The sequence below is a fragment of the Bifidobacterium miconisargentati genome (assembly GCF_019331675.1).
In the GTDB taxonomy this organism is placed as follows: domain Bacteria; phylum Actinomycetota; class Actinomycetes; order Actinomycetales; family Bifidobacteriaceae; genus Bifidobacterium; species Bifidobacterium miconisargentati.
The window spans coordinates 39,126-54,982 of the sequence record NZ_JAHBBJ010000007.1 but is presented as its reverse complement, the minus strand read 5'-3'; the positions used below and the strand labels follow the sequence as shown (position 1 = coordinate 54,982).

At 62.4% G+C, this 15,857-nt stretch carries 17 protein-coding genes; 3 read left to right on the top strand and 14 right to left on the bottom strand.

Going from position 1 to position 15,857, the window contains the following annotated elements:
* The first annotated feature begins 96 nt into the window (after positions 1-96).
* The gene (locus tag KIH81_RS12355; RefSeq protein WP_420829129.1) at positions 97-1,947 is read left to right on the top strand and encodes an NAD(P)H-hydrate dehydratase; all 1,851 of its coding nucleotides are present in this window, start codon (positions 97-99) and stop codon (positions 1,945-1,947) included.
* Positions 1,948-2,125: 178 nt separating this feature from the next.
* A complete protein-coding gene (locus tag KIH81_RS05625) occupies positions 2,126-2,755 on the top strand; it encodes an HAD family hydrolase (RefSeq protein WP_214304474.1) in 630 nt (209 codons plus the stop codon).
* Between the two features lie 184 nt (positions 2,756-2,939).
* Here KIH81_RS05625 and KIH81_RS05620 read toward each other — a convergent pair whose 3' ends face one another.
* From KIH81_RS05620 to KIH81_RS05605, 4 genes are all read right to left on the bottom strand, one after another.
* On the bottom strand, positions 2,940-3,167 hold the full coding sequence (locus KIH81_RS05620; protein ID WP_214304473.1) for a helix-turn-helix domain-containing protein: 228 nt from the start codon (positions 3,165-3,167) through the stop codon (positions 2,940-2,942).
* 326 nt (positions 3,168-3,493) lie between these two features.
* The gene (locus tag KIH81_RS05615; RefSeq protein ID WP_214304472.1) at positions 3,494-3,802 is read right to left on the bottom strand and encodes a HigA family addiction module antitoxin; all 309 of its coding nucleotides are present in this window, start codon (positions 3,800-3,802) and stop codon (positions 3,494-3,496) included.
* Positions 3,774-4,061, bottom strand: a complete 288-nt coding sequence (locus KIH81_RS05610) for a type II toxin-antitoxin system RelE/ParE family toxin (RefSeq protein ID WP_214304471.1) — start codon at positions 4,059-4,061, stop codon at positions 3,774-3,776. Before KIH81_RS05610 ends, KIH81_RS05615 begins: the two co-directional genes overlap by 29 nt.
* A 181-nt stretch (positions 4,062-4,242) precedes the next feature.
* Entirely contained in the window at positions 4,243-5,520 is a 1,278-nt protein-coding gene (locus KIH81_RS05605) for a DUF4236 domain-containing protein (protein ID WP_236029316.1), read from the bottom strand.
* Positions 5,521-5,880: 360 nt separating this feature from the next.
* Here KIH81_RS05605 and KIH81_RS05600 point away from each other — a divergent pair, with 360 nt between their 5' ends.
* Positions 5,881-6,804: a LysR family transcriptional regulator gene (locus KIH81_RS05600; protein ID WP_214304470.1), complete on the top strand. Its 924-nt coding sequence runs from the start codon at positions 5,881-5,883 to the stop codon at positions 6,802-6,804.
* A gap of 267 nt (positions 6,805-7,071) precedes the next feature.
* Here KIH81_RS05600 and KIH81_RS05595 read toward each other — a convergent pair whose 3' ends face one another.
* From KIH81_RS05595 to pyrB, 10 genes are all read right to left on the bottom strand, one after another.
* Positions 7,072-7,851: a hypothetical protein gene (locus KIH81_RS05595; RefSeq protein ID WP_214304469.1), complete on the bottom strand. Its 780-nt coding sequence runs from the start codon at positions 7,849-7,851 to the stop codon at positions 7,072-7,074.
* 215 nt (positions 7,852-8,066) lie between these two features.
* On the bottom strand, positions 8,067-8,828 hold the full coding sequence (locus tag KIH81_RS05590) for a hypothetical protein (protein WP_214304468.1): 762 nt from the start codon (positions 8,826-8,828) through the stop codon (positions 8,067-8,069).
* 109 nt (positions 8,829-8,937) lie between these two features.
* Positions 8,938-9,126, bottom strand: coding sequence for a hypothetical protein (locus KIH81_RS05585; protein WP_214304467.1), 189 nt, complete (start codon positions 9,124-9,126; stop codon positions 8,938-8,940).
* A gap of 137 nt (positions 9,127-9,263) precedes the next feature.
* Positions 9,264-9,959: an orotate phosphoribosyltransferase gene (pyrE, locus tag KIH81_RS05580; protein WP_214304466.1), complete on the bottom strand. Its 696-nt coding sequence runs from the start codon at positions 9,957-9,959 to the stop codon at positions 9,264-9,266.
* A 6-nt stretch (positions 9,960-9,965) separates the two neighbouring features.
* Positions 9,966-10,949, bottom strand: coding sequence for a dihydroorotate dehydrogenase (locus KIH81_RS05575; protein WP_214304465.1), 984 nt, complete (start codon positions 10,947-10,949; stop codon positions 9,966-9,968).
* The gene (locus KIH81_RS05570) at positions 10,937-11,761 is read right to left on the bottom strand and encodes a dihydroorotate dehydrogenase electron transfer subunit (RefSeq protein ID WP_214304464.1); all 825 of its coding nucleotides are present in this window, start codon (positions 11,759-11,761) and stop codon (positions 10,937-10,939) included. The genes KIH81_RS05575 and KIH81_RS05570 overlap by 13 nt, the downstream gene beginning before the upstream one ends.
* A gap of 23 nt (positions 11,762-11,784) precedes the next feature.
* Entirely contained in the window at positions 11,785-12,756 is a 972-nt protein-coding gene (gene pyrF / locus KIH81_RS05565; protein WP_214304463.1) for an orotidine-5'-phosphate decarboxylase, read from the bottom strand.
* A gap of 152 nt (positions 12,757-12,908) precedes the next feature.
* A complete protein-coding gene (locus tag KIH81_RS05560) occupies positions 12,909-14,438 on the bottom strand; it encodes a dihydroorotase (protein WP_214304462.1) in 1,530 nt (509 codons plus the stop codon).
* Positions 14,435-14,854 (bottom strand): aspartate carbamoyltransferase regulatory subunit, encoded by a 420-nt coding sequence (locus tag KIH81_RS05555; RefSeq protein ID WP_109056531.1) that lies wholly within the window; start codon positions 14,852-14,854, stop codon positions 14,435-14,437. The genes KIH81_RS05560 and KIH81_RS05555 overlap by 4 nt, the downstream gene beginning before the upstream one ends.
* The gene (gene pyrB / locus KIH81_RS05550; protein ID WP_214304545.1) at positions 14,854-15,816 is read right to left on the bottom strand and encodes an aspartate carbamoyltransferase; all 963 of its coding nucleotides are present in this window, start codon (positions 15,814-15,816) and stop codon (positions 14,854-14,856) included. Before pyrB ends, KIH81_RS05555 begins: the two co-directional genes overlap by 1 nt.
* Positions 15,817-15,857: the final 41 nt, after the last annotated feature.

Sequence of the window (15,857 nt, the reverse complement as noted above, 5' to 3'; positions counted from 1 at the left end):
GACGCCGACCGCCGCGAGCTGCTGCTGCACAGCGCTTATGATGCCGAAACCGTGAGGGCCATGGAGCGTCCGTTGTTGGACAAGGGCGTGCCATTGATGCGCATGGCCGCGCAGGCCGTGGCCCATACCGCCGCCGGACTGCTCGACGATGAGGATCTGGCGTTGGAGGATACGTCGATCGTACTGCTGGCCGGTGCCGGCGACAACGGCGGCGATGGCCTGTTCGCCGCGGCCGCGTTGGCACAGGAAGGTGCCGCCGTCACGGCCGTAGCTGTAGGCCGGTCATTGCATGAGGCCGGATTCGCCGAGTTCGTGCGTGCCGGCGGCAAGGTGCTGGTGCTGGACCCGGCCGCCGAAATCCCCGGCTGCGCTTCGGGGTTCTCGGCGGGAGAGGCCGGCGAACGGTTGCAGGCCGCGGTCTCCCTGGCCTCGAAGTCGCATCTCATCATCGACGCCATGACCGGCATCGGCATCCATGGCGCGTTGCGGGGCATTCCGGCCGCGTTGGCCGCGGCGTTGGGCCTCGACGGTGAGGTGCCGGATACTCCGGCCATGCCGGGACGTGAACCGTCCGGCGATTTCCCGCTGGTGGTCGCCGTGGATACGCCCTCCGGCGTGGGGGTGGACGATGGTTCGCTGCCGGGTCCGTATCTGCCGGCCGATGTGACGGTGACGTTCGGCGCGATGAAGCCGTGCGCGGTCCTGCCTCCGGCGACGTTCGGCTGCGGACGCATCGAACTGGTGGATTTCGGGTTCGACATCGACGATGTGGAACCCGCCGTCGAGGTGGTGGACAACGCCTTCGCTTCGGATGCGGTACGGCTGCCGCACGTCGAGGACGGCAAGTATTCGCGCGGCGTGGTGGGACTCGTGACGGGCTCCCAGCGCTACCCCGGCGCGGCCGTGCTCACCGCGCGCGCCGCCGCACATGCGAACACCGGCATGGTGCGCTACCTTGGCCCCGAACGTGCGCAGAACATGGTGCTCGCAGCCCTGCCCGAGGCGGTGATGGGCAAGGGACATGTGCAGTCCTGGGTGGTCGGTTCCGGCGTGCCGAACGCCGATGCCGATATCCAACGTGAGACGATCGGCGCGCTGCTCCGGCATTACGCGCTGGACGGGGATCCCGCCGTGGATGATGCCGCCTACGACATGCCGCCCGTCGTGGTGGATGCCGGCGCGCTTGATCTGCTGCCGGAACGTGTGCCCGGCCAGGTGGTCATCACCCCGCATGCCGGCGAAATGGCATCGTTGCTGAATCGGCTTGAGCCGGTCGAGCGATCCGGTGAGCGCGGAGCGGACGATACCGGTTCGGTCGGATCCGTCCATGACGGTCCATCACAATCCGATACGGATGCTGCGGACTACCCAGACGATGATCAGCCGTACCGGGCTTCCGCAGTCGACTCGGACGAGACCGAGCCTGTCGTCACGTCCGATGACGACGAGGACGATGGCGAGGTCGTGCCGACCGGCAATGGCGTCTCCGTTCCGTCTGCTGCCAACGAGGATTTCCCCGCATACACGGCGCACGACGTGATGACACGTCCGCTGGCCTGTGCCCGTCGCGCGCACGAACTGACCGGCGCCACCGTGCTGCTTAAGGGTGCGGTGACCATCGTGGTGGACGAGGATCACACGTACGTGTCCGGTAGTGCGCCCGCGTGGCTGGCCACGGCCGGTGCCGGTGACGTGCTTGCCGGCCTCATCGGCGCGCTGCTCGCCCAGCAGGGTGATGAGATCACCACGGCGGAGACCGTGGCCTCGGCCGCGTACCTGCACGGCATGGCGGCGTCCATCGCCTCCGAGTCGGAGCAGCAGGGATGGCAGGAGCCGGAGCTGGTCGGTCACAGTCGCCGCCAGCGTTTCATGACGCTGGGTCACCCCATTGTGGCCGGCGACGTGATTCGCGCCATTCCCGAGGCCATCGCGGACGTGGTCGCGTAGCCGAATCGTGCGGATACCGCGAGTACACTGAAGCCGAACGGCTCTATTGAGCTTGGATTGCCCGCTCCTTTCCGGTTTTCCCGGTGAGGGGTGGCGGCGGCGAAGTCGACCGCCGAGACGGACAGTCCGGTTCGTAGGAGCAAACCGAATACCGTTTCCCGCTTGTTTGAGGAGCATCATGACCAACGCCCCCATCACCGATGTGATCTTCGATTTCTGCGGCGTGCTGCTGGATTGGAACACCCGCGCCTATCTTGAAGGCAAGTTCCCGGACGATGTCGTCGCCCGGATCTGCGCCGACGACGACCCGTGCGGCTTCTTCCATTACGAGGACCGGATGGACGCCGGCGAGGACTTCGCCAGCATCTATCCGGACGTGGTGCGCGAACAGGGCGAGGATATCGCGCAGATCTTCAAGTATTACATCGACCATTACGCGGACGCGCTGCCACGCACGCTGCCGGGCATGGTCGAGCTGATGGAGGACTTGAAGCGCCACGGTTACGGCGTGTGGGGTCTGACCAACTGGTCGCATGAGACCTTCCACTTGGCCTTCGAGAAGTTCCCGCGCCTCGAACAACTGTTGGACGGCACCGTGGTGTCGGGCGTGGAGAAGCTGCACAAGCCCAACGCGGACATCTACGAGCTGGCGCTCAAGCGCTTCGGTCTTAAGGCCGAGCAGTGCGTCTTCTTCGACGACACCGCCAAGAACGTGGTCGGAGCCAACGAGGTCGGTATCCACGGCGTCCTGTTCGAAGGCGCCATCGCCGCCCGCGATTCCCTCGCCCAGCTTGGCGTCGCATTGTAAGACGCCTTCGCTCCGGCTCCCCTCTTCCGAGGGGAGCTGTCTGCGATAGCAGAAGACTGAGGGGAGCATCCGGATTACTTCAGGAACATCCCCGGTCTCATTGCATCAGCAACCATGCTGCAGCTGAGTCTTTGGAATAGTTGCTCATCGACAATGGCTCCCCAGAGGGGAAAGTCACGAAGACTCACTCAACCGGATCGAAGCTGATCGTCAGCTTCCGCCCCATGCCCTGAGCCAGCGCCTCCAATGAACGGAACGACGGGTTGATATGCGCCTGTTCGATGCGGCTGATGGTGATGCGCGAGATTCCCGACGCCTCCGCCAGCTGATCCTGGCTCATGCCGGCGCTTTCCCGCGCCCTGCGCAGCGACTCCCCCACCTCCGGGTACACGTAATCCCTGTCCGCCATCATTGGCCTCCCTACTGACGTTTCGTAAGATTCATAAGAATCAATCGGACATCATCAGCATTGTCTCACGATTCGCCCACACGTATGGAATTTCCCGGCTATAACCTGTCTTACCGACCATCCCTGCGGCTATACGTCGGATTGCCCGCAGGGGCCGTGGAAAACGTTGGAATCATGCGGAAAACCCACTGTAGCAAAGTCGTTTGAAGGTGGAGACCGGAGACATCGGCCCACCCGGATGACGAACCACGCCATCCTCACCTAAACGGCGTCTCTGACTGTCTTGGCCCCGCCGGCATTCGCAGCGCCGGCGGAGGTCTTTTCTCGTTTCAGGCGTTGACGAGCGGGTGAATGTCTCCCAAGCTGCTGGGGTCGAATGTCAGCAGGTCGTAGTCGGCTTGCAGGTTCGACCAGAAGTCGGGCGTGGTGCCAAGCGCCTTACCGAGCCGCCATGCCATGGCGGCGGTGATGCGCCGACGGCCGTGGATGATTTCGCCGATGGCGGTCTCACTCACGCCGATGGCCTTGGCGAGCCTGTAGCGGCTGATGCCGAGGGGCTCGAGGAACTCCTCGTTGAGGATCTCGCCGGGCGTGCTGTAATAGTTGACGTTAGTCGTGGTAGTCGTCGAAGTAGACATCGGTTGCCTCCTTGCTTACGTCGTCCCATTGGAAGACGAGTCGCCATTGCTGGTTGACCCTGATGCTCCAATGCCCTTTCAGATTCCCTTTGAGCGGTTCGAGCCGGTTGCCGGGCGGTATCTTGAGGTCGTGAAGCTCATGCGCGGCCTTGAGCATCTGGAGTTTGCGCATGAGCTGTCGTTCGCAGCCGGCCGGAAAGCCTCTGGGATATCGGCCTCCATAGAGGAAGTCGTTGAGTTCCTTGTCTCTGGTTCTCATGTCCTTATACTATCTGTTTACGTTAGTATCGTCAAGCGTTAGTACCAAACTGTCCCCCGTACATACGTTTCGCACCCGTCTGTCTATGTTCTATTGTCCCTAATCGGCGATTTGGAACAATAGAACACGTCCAGTCATGGGGGTGCGGATATTTGGGAGGATGGCTAGACGGTCGCGCCGTTCATTGTCGTCCAAGTTTCTGCGCTATGCCTCCATGGCCTGAACACATGCCCCGATAGTTGGGGGCTCCCGGTGCCGATGCAGCCTGCGTACCGTCACTGCAGATAGCGATGAGCGAACCACTCCCATTGTCTGACGGGGACGTGGTTTGTTGTTGCTGCTGTTGCTGCTGCTGGACTTGCTGCTGTTGTTCAGCCTGAAGCTGCGCCTGACGCGAGGCTTCTTCCTCGGCCGCGCGTTGTTGTTCGGCCTGTTCCTTGGCCGCTTTCTCCTCCTCTGCCTTTTTGGCGGCTTCTTCGGCCTTTTTGGCAGCTTCCTCGGCTTTCTTCTTGGCGGCTTCGGCCTTTGCTTCACTCTTCGCTTTGGCCTCCTCGGCCGCTTTGTCATGGACCTTTATGACTCCGTCACCGGCTGACAGCACGATCCAGTCCGATGGTTTGTCCACCGTTTTTCCGGTGTCACTCTCTATCACGTAATCCGATGAAGAGTATCCTGCATGCTTCAAGGCTGTAATGACGGCGTCCAACCGCATGTCCTTTTTCGCGATATCCGCGAGATCGGAGTTATCGCGTTTCACGGTGAGTGTGATTGGCGTTGATGTCTTGAACTCGCCGCTTATCGGGTTCTGGCTTTCAACCTTCCATTTATCGTCGCCGCCCTTGGTCTCCGGTTTGACCGTGATGTTGTCAAAACCTGCGTTATTGAGTTCGGTCTTCGCCGCGGCGACGGTCTGCCCCGTCATGTCGGGAATCTCACCGTTCGGCGTGGTGGCGTATGCCACGATGCACAGCAGAATGAATGCAAGGAATACATAAAGCAGTATGGCCCACCAACGGCCGTACCAAGGCTTTTTCATCTTGTGAGAGCCACGGTTGCCATTGCCTCCGGCGTACCCGTTCGGCATAGGCGGAACAGGCGACGGTGGAATCACCGATACCGGTGTCAGGACTTGCGTCTGCCGGGGATTGACCGCCGGCATCGGTCTCATGGGTGTTGCCGGATGTATTGGCCGTCTGTTCATCACTGGTCTCTGTGATTCCGTCTCCCTTGACGGTTTATCGAGTCTTGTTTCATAGCTGATGCCCGTTCCGGGAATCACCGGCGTGCCGAAGCGTGTCCCGTTCTTTCCTACGGTCACATGCGGCGTACCGCGTTTCCCGAAGCTCACGCTTGTTATCCCATTCTTGCCGAGATTCAGTCGAATCCCTTTGCCCAGGGAAATGCTCTTGCGGATTCTGAAACCCATCACGGTCTCCCCTTCTTCAATTTGCATAATCATGCAGCAGCCGTTTGTGGTCGTCGATGACCTGGACTGTGCGATTCAACACCCAATCAGGGCTCTTCAAAATTGAATTCGCTAACATCATACATTTTTTCTTGCCCTGTGTTGTACCCACCGACGCTCACTGTTCGAACTGTGCTTTGGACACCGAAATCATCAATCAAATCAAGTCCCGCAGCAAGCTGGTCGTTCGCCGAGAGTCCACGTTCCATTCGAAATAGGTTCGCAAAATCGCCGATTTCGTTCCATCCGGCTTCACAACCGACGCCGAAAAATAGAGTGTACTTAGAGTGTACCTGTGCGGGGAATCGTTATAATTCCAACCTTTGACACACCGTACTGATATAAATGAACCTTATGACACTGCTGCAGCTGAAATACATCGTCAAAATCGTCGAATGCGGGTCCATGAACGAGGCCTCGCACGCCCTGTACGTCTCCCAGCCGGCGCTGAGCTCGTCCGTGAAGGAACTGGAGAACGAGCTGGGCATCGAGATCTTCACCCGTTCCTCGCAGGGCATCGCACTGACCGTGGACGGCGCCGAATTCCTCACCTACGCCCGCCAAGTGCTCGACCAGGCCGACCTGCTTGAGGAGCGTTACAAGCACGCCAAGCCGCGCAAGCAGCTGTGCCAGGTCTCCACCCAGCACTACATGTTCGCCGTCGAGGCGTTCGTGGAGATGATCAGCTCCATCAAGTCCGATGAGTACGAGTTCACCATCCGCGAGACCCGTACGCGCGACATCATCAACCAGGTCGCCAACATGCAGTCCGAGATCGGCATCATCTACCTGTCCGATTTCAACAAGGACGTGATCGGCAAGCTTCTGCGCGAGAAGCACCTCGAGTTCCATCCGCTCTTCCGCGCCCCGCTGCACGTGTTCATCTCCCGCAACAATCCGCTGGCCTCCAAGAAGGTCGTGACCATGGAGGACCTGAAGCCCTACCCGTTCATCCAGTACGAGCAGGGCGAGGAGGGTTCCTTCTACTTCTACGAGGAGGCGGTCTGGCCGGAGTACTCCCCCAAGCAGATCAACGTGACCGACCGTGCCACCATCCTCAACTTCATCATCGGCCTTAACGGCTACACGGTGTGCACCGGCATCGACAACGGCGACCTCAACAACGAGAAGATCGTCACCGTCCCGCTCGACACCGACGAGACCATGCTGGTGGGTTGGATCACCAACGAGCGCGCCAAGCTGTCCAAGGCGGCCGAGACCTACCTCACCAAGCTCAAGTCCGTGGTGGCCGACCACGGTTACAAGCTCATCGACTGACGCAATAACGTCAATGCCTTACACATGTGGGCGGCTCTCTTCCACAAGGGGCCGCCCACGTCATATCCACTGCCGCCAGATTCTTCACTAGTCCACGTCGACGGACTGTATGTTCGCGTTTCAACGATATCGGCGCGAACATACAGTCGTTTCGGGCCCTCAAATGGACTGTATGTTCGCGTCACCTTCGTTCAACCGCGAACATACAGTCCGTTTCCAGATGCGCGCCTAGTGGCCTGCCAATAACATGCTCCCGGCAAGCCCCCCCTAGAACTGCTTGCTCATCGCGTCGACGCCGTAACGGCCGTACTCGCTACTGCCGCCGGTCGCGGTCACACCCCAATAGGTGGGCATCAGCTTCGAACCAGACGGGTTGAAATCATCGAAGATGCTCAATGCACAGTCGGCGTTGGGCTCGCAGGTCGTCTCGCTCTCGCCCATCGCGTACGCCGAATGCAGCACATTACCGTCGCCGTCCACCGCTTGGAAATACACGTCGACCGAAGAATAGGCCTGCTGCGTGTTGTTGTGCACGGTTATCGGCGTTTCATAATAGAGGTAGCTCTGGGTGGGGTCCCCGATCGCGGTTACGGTAAGCGCCGGATCCTTATTCTGTTTCTGTGCTTGCTGAATCTCATCCACGATATTGCCGTATTTCTCGCGGTCCTGCTTCGCCTGATCGATGATGGCGTTGGCCTGCTTGATCTGCTTCTGACGGTTGGCCACGTCCTGCTCGGATTCCATCAGGTCCACGTTGGCCCACTTGAGATTCTGGCTTGCCTTCTGGTATTGCGGCGTGTCCTTGACCACCACGGACTGTCCGCCGAGACGGTAGGCGACCGTGCCCAGCCAAGCAAGAGCAAGCACGCAGACCACGATTACGGCCGCTTTGGCCGCCACGGCAAGCGGACCCTTGGCTGCATCCCAGCGCACTCGCTCGTCCGCACTGGCTTTTCCGGAAGCCACCCGCGCAATTATTCCCGTAACCTGTCCGAGACCGGTGAACGCCTTGTCCAACAGCAGGAACACCCGGTCTCCCATGGTCATGTTCTCATTGGTGGGAACCGACGTGTTCAGCGGTCCTTGATGAGCGAGCAGCCGCTGGAGCTCCGGTTCCGGTTCACGCCGTTTCGCCGAGTCAGTGGCACGCGGCTTATCGGATGATCCGTTTCCCGTGTTCCCCTGATTATCGAATGCGCGGGAACCTTCGTGATTCCCGGCGCCATGCCTGCCGTGCTCAATGTGCTCGCCGTGTTCGTCGCTCATGGAATCACCACCGTCTTGACATCCTTGCCGAATTCGTGACTGTCGGTCGTCTTGTCGGAGCCGCCGTCACCACTGGTATCGGGGATGCTCATGTAGTATCCGGTCGGTTTCAGCGTGGCGCCGGAGAATCCTTCATCTTCGATCATGCCTTCGCACACCGCGGTTTTTCCGGGGTAGAGCACCACGTAGTTCACGTATGCGGAGGCATCGTTCTTCAGCACCTTGCCGTCCGCTCCGATGATGTCCATGCGCAGGCTGATGTCGTAGATCACGTGCCCTGAAGTGTTGCGTACCGTGATTTCCGGGTACAGGTATTTGGCCAGGCCAGATTGCGCACCGTATTCCTCGTAGAACGTATCCGGTTTGAGTGTGATGGATTCGACGGTCAACGGCTCGGCCCCCACCTCCGTGTTGCCGCCATACTGGCCGAAAGCCTTCTTGTCGTTTTCGAGTTGTTTTTCGGCTTTGGCTGCCTGTTCGCGCAGATCGTCGCGCTGCGTGGTCAGTTCCGCCGTCTTTTTACGGTTGTTCGCAACCTGTTCCTCGATTTTGGCGGCTTTCGTCTCCACGTCCAGATAGGCCTGATCCTTCGTGGGATTTTCGGTGGACCGGCCTACGGCGAAGGCGCCTGCGAATACCAGTACGGCCGCGACGATCACCGCAATGGCGATGCGCGCTATGTATCTCCGGTGGCCGCCCGTCTTCCCCGACGGCTCTCCCCCATCCATCGGCACTTGGTCCCGCGCATCATCACTCATACTTCCACTGTAATGAGCCGATACCGCAGGCTATAGCAAAGTCACCCAATGTTCATCTCGACGTCGCCGAATACGTCGCCGAACGGACACCTGCGGCCACACGCCGGCATCAAATCGATGGATAGTACCTGTTCGGATCCACCTTGTCGGCGAGCTCGCGAATCTCCTTGGCATTCCGCCGATCCAACGTGCCGCCTTTCGCCAGCTTGTCCGCGCGTGCATCGAGATAATGCTGCGTGCCGGCGAAATGCCCCAACGCCATCACAGCCACCGCGATAATAGCAACCATCATGTCCATGGCCGATATCCCCTCCATGCAAGTTCCGCTGCATCCGGCTTCATGATAGGCCCGGTAACGAAGAAACGCCCCTTGGGCTGCAAGGAGCGTTTCTTTATTCCCGATGATTTCGGATTGACGAGCGCGATGGTGCGCTATCAGGCGCCGTACTGTTCGAGGTACGCCTCGGCGCGCTGCTTGATGTCCTGGTCGAGCAGCGGGGTGCCGTCGGCCTTCTTCATCTTGGCGGCGGCGTCGAAGATCTCACGCACGTTGGCGATGGCGAGCACCGGGAAGCCAAACTCCTGTTCCACGGCCTTGACGGCGGACAGGTCGGAGTCCTTGGTCTTCTCCATGCGGTCCACGGAGAGCACCAGGCCCACGACCTCGACGTTCGCCTCGGCCTTGAGCTTGGGGATGACCTCGCGTACGGCGGTGCCGGCGGTCATCACGTCGTCCACGAGCAGCACCTTCATGCCGTCGGTGAGCGGGGTGCCGACCATCCAGCCACCGTCGCCGTGGTCCTTCTTCTCCTTGCGGTCGAAGGTGTAGCCCACGGTCATGTTGTGGCCGGCAGTCAGCGCGATCGCGGTGGAGACGGCCAGCGGGATGCCCTTGTAGGCTGGGCCGAACACGGTGTCGATGTCGCGCGGGATGGTGTTATGTACGATCGCCTGGCTGATCTTCTCGGCGTAGAAGGCCCCCAGGGTGGCGATCTTCTTGCCGTCGTCGAAGGCACCGGCGTTGATGAAGTAGGGGCTCTGGCGGCCGGACTTCAGGGTGAAGTCGCCGAATTTCAGAGCGTTGGATTCCAGCAGGAATTCCGTAAAACGATGTGCAAGCGTTTCTGCCATGATCATTTACCTCCAGGTCTGTCCAGCGGCCAGTTTAGCAGCGAGTTCGGGACGTGCGTCGAGCAGGTCATCCAGTTCGCGGGCGATGCGCAGCGGCGCCACCGGGTCGAAGAGCGCCGCCGCGCCCACCTCCACGGCGTTCGCGCCGGCGTACAGGTATTCGAGGGCCTTCTCGCCGGAGTCGATGCCGCCGATGCCGATGATCGGGATGTCCGGCAGAGCGGTGCGGGTGCGGTACACGGCCGCGATGCCGACGGGCAGCACGGCCGGGCCGGATACGCCGCCGGTCTTGTTGGCGATGATCGGCTCGCCGGTGCGGATATCCAGACGCATGCCCAACAACGTGTTGATCATGCTCAGCGCGTCCGCGCCATGTTCCACCGCCGCGCGCGCCGGCACGGTGATATCGGTGACGTTCGGCGTGAGCTTGACGATCAGCGGCTTGTCGGTCATCGGACGCAGCTTGTCCATGAGCGCGGCGAGGGCCACCGGATCGGTGCCCACGCTCATGCCGCCGTGGGTCACGTTCGGGCAGCTCACGTTGATCTCGAGCATGTCCGCCGGGGAATCGGCGAGCTTGGCCACCACCTGCATGTAGTCGTCGTCGCAGTGGCCGGCCACGTTGGCCACCACCAGGGCACCGGCCTTCTTGAGCTTGGGCAGGTCGTCCTCGAGGTAATGGTCCACGCCGGGGTTCTGCAGTCCCACGGCGTTGAGGTTCGAGGCGGGGCCTTCGGCGGTGCGCGGGGACGGGTTGCCTTCCCACGGCACAGGTGAGCAGCCCTTGGTGCTCACGGCGCCCAGCTGGCTGACGTCGTAGAACCGGCGCACGGCGGCGTACTGGAACGTGCCGGAGGCGGTGCCCACGGGGTTCTTCCAGGTCACGCCGGCCACCTTGGTGGAGTGCTTCCACTCGTGGGCCTCGTAGATGTTGATGTGGTTGTCGTTGGCGTTTGCCGTGGTGTTGACGGTCATCGTCACTCCCCCCATCCGAGCTGTTCGCGGGTGAACACCGGGCCGTCGGAGCAGACCTTGAGTCGGCCGTCCACGGTGTCCACGGTGCACAGCACGCAGGTGCCGTAGCCGCAGCCCATACGCTGCTCCATGCTGAGCTGCGCCGGGATGCCGCGCTTGGCGGCCCAGGCGGCCACGGCCTTCATCATCGGCAGCGGGCCGCAGGAGAGGATGACCGGCTTGAGGCCGTCAACGTCGAGGTCGCCGGAGGCTTCCATCTGGTTGAGCAGATCCACCACATTGCCTTCGGCATTGGTGATGCTCCACGAACGGTCGGTGTAGCGGGAGACGAAGTCCTCGGCGAAGCGCTCGTCGCGGTAGCCGATCACGGAGGTGGCCACGGAACCGGCCAGGGAGGCGATCCTCTGCGCGGCGCAGATCAGCGGGGGCACGCCGAGGCCGCCGCCCACAAGAATGTAGTTGGCGTCCTGTTTGAGGTTGAAGCCACGGCCAAGCGGGCCAAGCACGTCCACGGTGTCGCCGGCCTTGAGCTGGGCAAGCTGTTCGGTGCCATGGCCGATGACGGCGAAGATCACGGAGACCTCGTCGCCTTCGACTTCGCTCACGCCGAACGGGCGGGGCATGAGCATGAAGTCGTCGTGGGTGAACAGGTTGACGAACTGGGCGGGCTTGGCGTGGGAGGCGATGAACGGGTCACGGAAGGTGAGCCGCATCACGCGATCGGCCAACGCACGCGCGTCGGTGATCTCGACGGTGTGGCGGGGCGGGAAGAAGCCAGCCGCCTGTGCTTCCGCCACGACGTCATGAGTCGGGGTGAAGGTAGTCATGTAAGTCCTTTTCGATGTCGGTGTCAGCGGTACACGGCCACACGCAGGTTGTCGCGCATGTCCAGCGCGGCCTGGCGCGCGCTGTCGGCCACGAGACCGAGCGCCTCGTCGGCGGTCATGGATTCGGAGTACTTGCCGGTCTTCTTCCAAGCGCCGATGATGCCGCGCGAGGAGTTGACGATGGCACCGGATCCCTGTTCGTCGAACATGCCGGCCACGTCCTGGGCGGTGCCGCCCTGGGCGCCGTAGCCGGGCACCAGGAAGAACGTGTGCGGCATGCGGGCGCGCAGAGCACGGCCCTCCTCGGGGTGGGTGGCGCCCACCACTGCGCCCACGCGGGAGTAGCCGTGCGAACCGACGGTTTCGGCGCCCCAGCCTTCCACGAGGTCGGCCACATGTTCGTAGACCTTCTTGCCGTCCGCCAGATCGAGCATCTGCAGCTCGCTGGAGGACGGGTTGGAGGTGCGTACGAGCACGAAAATGTCCTTGTCCGCGGCCGTGGCGGCCTCGACGAACGGGGTGATGCCATCGGTGCCGAGGTACGGGTTGACGGTCACGGCGTCCTCGTGCCACGGGTCGAAGGCCTCGCCGTTTTCGTTTCCGGCCACGCCGCTCAGGTGATGGGCGTAGGCGGCCGCGGTGGAGCCGATGTCGCCGCGCTTGACGTCGCCGAGCACGTACAGGCCCTGCTGGGCCGCGTATTCGCAGGTCATGGTGTACACGTCCACGCCGGCGGGGCCCAGCGCCTCGTACATGGCGATCTGGGGCTTGACGGCGGGCACGATATCAGCCACGGCGTCGATGATGGTGCGGTTGAACTCGAAGTATGCCACGGCCAGTTGGGCGGCGGGCAGTTCCTCCGGGGATTCGACCGAGTCGCGCACCTCGTCTGCGAAGCTGGCCACCACCTGCGGCGGCACCAGCGCCTCGGTGGGGTCGAGGCCCACGACGGACGGGTTCTGGGTGTTTTCGATTGCTTCGATCAGACGATCCATCGAAGTCCTTTCCTTCTTTTGGGGTTGCTCACCTCAGTCGACTTTGCCGACGGCCCTCTCAGAGAGGGAAACCGGCATGGAGTGAATCAGCTCCCTTCTCTGAGGGAACCGACTCACGTAGCGAAACTGCAGGGAGCTCCGTTCTCTGTTCTCTACAGCCGGCTGAACATGAACTGCGAGCCGATGATGGTGGCGAGAGGGCGTCCGGTGACCTTCCAGCCGCCGAACGGGGTGTTGCGTGCCTTGGAGTGGAACGCTTCCGGATCCACGGTCCATTCCTCGCCGGTGTTGAGCACCACGAGATCCACGTTCTCGGAGCCTTCCACGTTGCTCAGGTCAAGCAGGCGGTTGACGCCCTCGCGCTTCGATCCGTCGGCGGCGTGACCGGCGGCATCGTCCGTCTCCCCCGCGATCACGCCGTCCGGATCGTCCCCAGTGGGTGCGGGTTCGGCGAAGTCCTCCACCAACGCGGCGATGTCCGTGGGCTCGTGGCCCAGCAACTCGTCCGGTCCCACGCTCATGAGCTCGATGAGACGTTCATCGGAGATGAAACCGCCGTCCACGAGCACCTTGTGGCATACGCCGTACGCGCATTCGAGGCCGATGATGCCGTTGGGGGCCTTGAGGAAGCCGAGCTCCTTCTCCTCCATCGTGTGCGGCGCATGGTCGGTGGCCAGCAGGTCCACGGTGCCGTCCGCGATGGCCGCGATGGTGGCCTTGCGGTCCTCTTCGGAGCGCAGCGGCGGGTTCATCTTGGCTAGCGTGCCGTATTCGAGCAGCGCCTCGTCGCTCAGGGCCAGGTAGTGCGGCGCGGTCTCGCAGGTGATGGGCAGTCCTTCGGCCTTGGCCTTGCGGATCGCCTCGAACGAGATCGCGGTGCTCACGTGCTGGAAGTGCACGTGGATGCCGGTCCTGCGGGCCGCTTCGATGTCGCGGGCCACGATCTTGAGCTCGGTGTCCTCAGGGATGCCGGGCACGCCGAGCTTGCGGGAGACGGGGCCTTCGTTGACGGCACCGGTGTCATGATGCTCGCAATGTTCGATGAGGTACAGGCCGGACGCCTTGGCGTTGGCGAGCACATCATCGAGGATCGGCTCGGGCACGGCGGAGCCGTCGTCGCTGATCGCGGTGATGGGGTGCTCGTTCATGGCCGCGGTCTTGGCATCGTCCTCGAATCCGGGCACGTACCTGAGCCAGTCGGCGGTGTCACTGGCCTCGTGACCGGCGCGGTCCTTGGACGCGCAGACGCACAGGTCGTAGCGGACCGGCAGCTTGACGTCGTGGGCGGTGTCGTACTGCTGCAGGAAGTCGATGACGTTGGAGAAGCCGGCATCACGTACCTCGCGCGCGCCGGGTTTGTCGGCGACGGCATCCTCTTCGGTCACGGGCTGGCCGTCGAGCGCGGGCAGCGTGTTCGGCATGATGAGCACGTTCGTGTATCCGCCGGACGCGGAGGCGCGGCAGCCGGAGACCATGGATTCCTTGTAGGTCTGGCCGGGATCGCGGAAGTGGACGTGCGGGTCGGCGAAGCCGGGGGCCAGCGTCAGGCCGGTGGCGTCGATGTCGGCGCCGTCATGCACGGCGTCCGTGTCGGCGAAGTAGGCGTCGGCAAGGCCCGGAACCACCAGGTCGATGATCTCGCCGGTGTTCCAGACCTTGATGTTGCGTAGGGTGATGCTCACAGTTTGGCTTCCTCGTCGCAGTAGTCGCAACGGTATTCCATGCGCTCGGAGTGCACGAGGTGGAACATCTGCTTGATGCCGGGCTCGGTGGTGGTCACGCAGCGCGGGTTCACGCACTTGATGACGCCCACGATATGCTCGGGCAGGTGCGGGGTCTTCTTCTCCACGATCGTGCCGCCGCGGACCACGTCCACGGTGGCCTGGCGGGCCACGAAGCCGAGCACGTCGAGGTCGATGTCCTTGTCGTCCTCGATCTTGATGATGTCCTTCGAGCCGTAGCGCTGGGACGTGGTGTTCATGATGAGCGCGAGCTTGGTCTTGGACGGGTCGATCTTCAGGTATTCGAGCACCTTGAGCGAGGTGCCGGCCGGCACGTGGTCGATGATGATGCCGTTGACGATGCTGGTGACTTCCATCAGGCCTGGACCTCCTTGGGGTTGAGCGGTTCGTATCCGGGCAGTTCGTCGCCCACCACGGAGCTTTCGAGCGCCATGCGCATGAGCATGCCGTTCTTGACCTGCTCGAAGTAGGCGGCGCGCGGGTCGTCGTCCACCTCAACGGCGATCTCGTTGACGCGCGGCAGCGGGTGGAGCACGGCCATGTCCGGTTTGGCGAGGGCGAGCTTGTCCTCGTCGAGGATGTAGGTGTCCCGCAGGCGCAGGTAGTCGTCCTCATTGAAGAAGCGTTCCTTCTGCACGCGGGTCATGTACAGCACGTCGAGGTCGCCGATCACGGAGGCCAGGTCGCGCACCTCCACGTAGGAGCAGCTCGGGGTGGCGTTGATGCGGTCGATGACGTATTGCGGAGTCTTGAGCTCGTCCGGGCTGATGAGCACGAAGCGCACGTTGCCGAAGCGGCACAGGGTCTCGATCAGGGAGTGCACGGTACGGCCGAAGGTCAGGTCGCCGCACAGGCCCACGGTCAGGTCGGTGATGCGGCCGAAACGGGACTGCAGCGTGGCCAGATCGGCCAGCGTCTGCGTGGGGTGCATGTGACCGCCGTCGCCGGCGTTGATCACCGGCACGCTCGCCGCACGGGAAGCCACCAGCGCCGCACCCTCCTTCGGGTGACGGATGGCGACCACGTCCACGTAGTTGGAAACGGTCTTGAGCGTGTCCGCGATGGACTCGCCCTTGGTCACGGAGGCCAGCTGCGCGCCGGCGAAACCGATGACCTTGCCACCGAGACGCAGCATGGCGGTCTCGAAGCTCAGGCGGGTTCGAGTGGAGGGCTCGTAGAACAAGGTGGCGAGCACGCGGCCCTCACAGGTGTGGGACACCTCTTTGCGATGCGCGTCGATGTACTCGGCCTTATGCAGCAGTTCGAGAATCTGATTGGTAGACAGGTCGTCCAGCGTCACCACGCTCTTGCCGACCATGGGTGTTTCTTCAGACAAGGCTCACCTTTTCGCTCGTTGGT

Bases quoted from the DNA above. Each gene is read 5' to 3' on its own strand.
- KIH81_RS12355 (WP_420829129.1), top strand. From the start codon at position 97: ATGCGCATGGCCGCGCAGGCCGTGGCCCATACCGCCGCCGGACTGCTC.
- KIH81_RS05625 (WP_214304474.1), top strand. From the start codon at position 2,126: ATGACCAACGCCCCCATCACCGATGTGATCTTCGATTTCTGCGGCGTG.
- KIH81_RS05620 (WP_214304473.1), bottom strand. From the start codon at position 3,167: ATGATGGCGGACAGGGATTACGTGTACCCGGAGGTGGGGGAGTCGCTG.
- KIH81_RS05615 (WP_214304472.1), bottom strand. From the start codon at position 3,802: ATGTCTACTTCGACGACTACCACGACTAACGTCAACTATTACAGCACG.
- KIH81_RS05610 (WP_214304471.1), bottom strand. From the start codon at position 4,061: ATGAGAACCAGAGACAAGGAACTCAACGACTTCCTCTATGGAGGCCGA.
- KIH81_RS05605 (WP_236029316.1), bottom strand. From the start codon at position 5,520: ATGATTATGCAAATTGAAGAAGGGGAGACCGTGATGGGTTTCAGAATC.
- KIH81_RS05600 (WP_214304470.1), top strand. From the start codon at position 5,881: ATGACACTGCTGCAGCTGAAATACATCGTCAAAATCGTCGAATGCGGG.
- KIH81_RS05595 (WP_214304469.1), bottom strand. From the start codon at position 7,851: ATGACCATGGGAGACCGGGTGTTCCTGCTGTTGGACAAGGCGTTCACC.
- KIH81_RS05590 (WP_214304468.1), bottom strand. From the start codon at position 8,828: ATGAGTGATGATGCGCGGGACCAAGTGCCGATGGATGGGGGAGAGCCG.
- KIH81_RS05585 (WP_214304467.1), bottom strand. From the start codon at position 9,126: ATGGACATGATGGTTGCTATTATCGCGGTGGCTGTGATGGCGTTGGGG.
- pyrE (WP_214304466.1), bottom strand. From the start codon at position 9,959: ATGGCAGAAACGCTTGCACATCGTTTTACGGAATTCCTGCTGGAATCC.
- KIH81_RS05575 (WP_214304465.1), bottom strand. From the start codon at position 10,949: ATGGGGGGAGTGACGATGACCGTCAACACCACGGCAAACGCCAACGAC.
- KIH81_RS05570 (WP_214304464.1), bottom strand. From the start codon at position 11,761: ATGACTACCTTCACCCCGACTCATGACGTCGTGGCGGAAGCACAGGCG.
- pyrF (WP_214304463.1), bottom strand. From the start codon at position 12,756: ATGGATCGTCTGATCGAAGCAATCGAAAACACCCAGAACCCGTCCGTC.
- KIH81_RS05555 (WP_109056531.1), bottom strand. From the start codon at position 14,854: ATGGAAGTCACCAGCATCGTCAACGGCATCATCATCGACCACGTGCCG.
- pyrB (WP_214304545.1), bottom strand. From the start codon at position 15,816: ATGGTCGGCAAGAGCGTGGTGACGCTGGACGACCTGTCTACCAATCAG.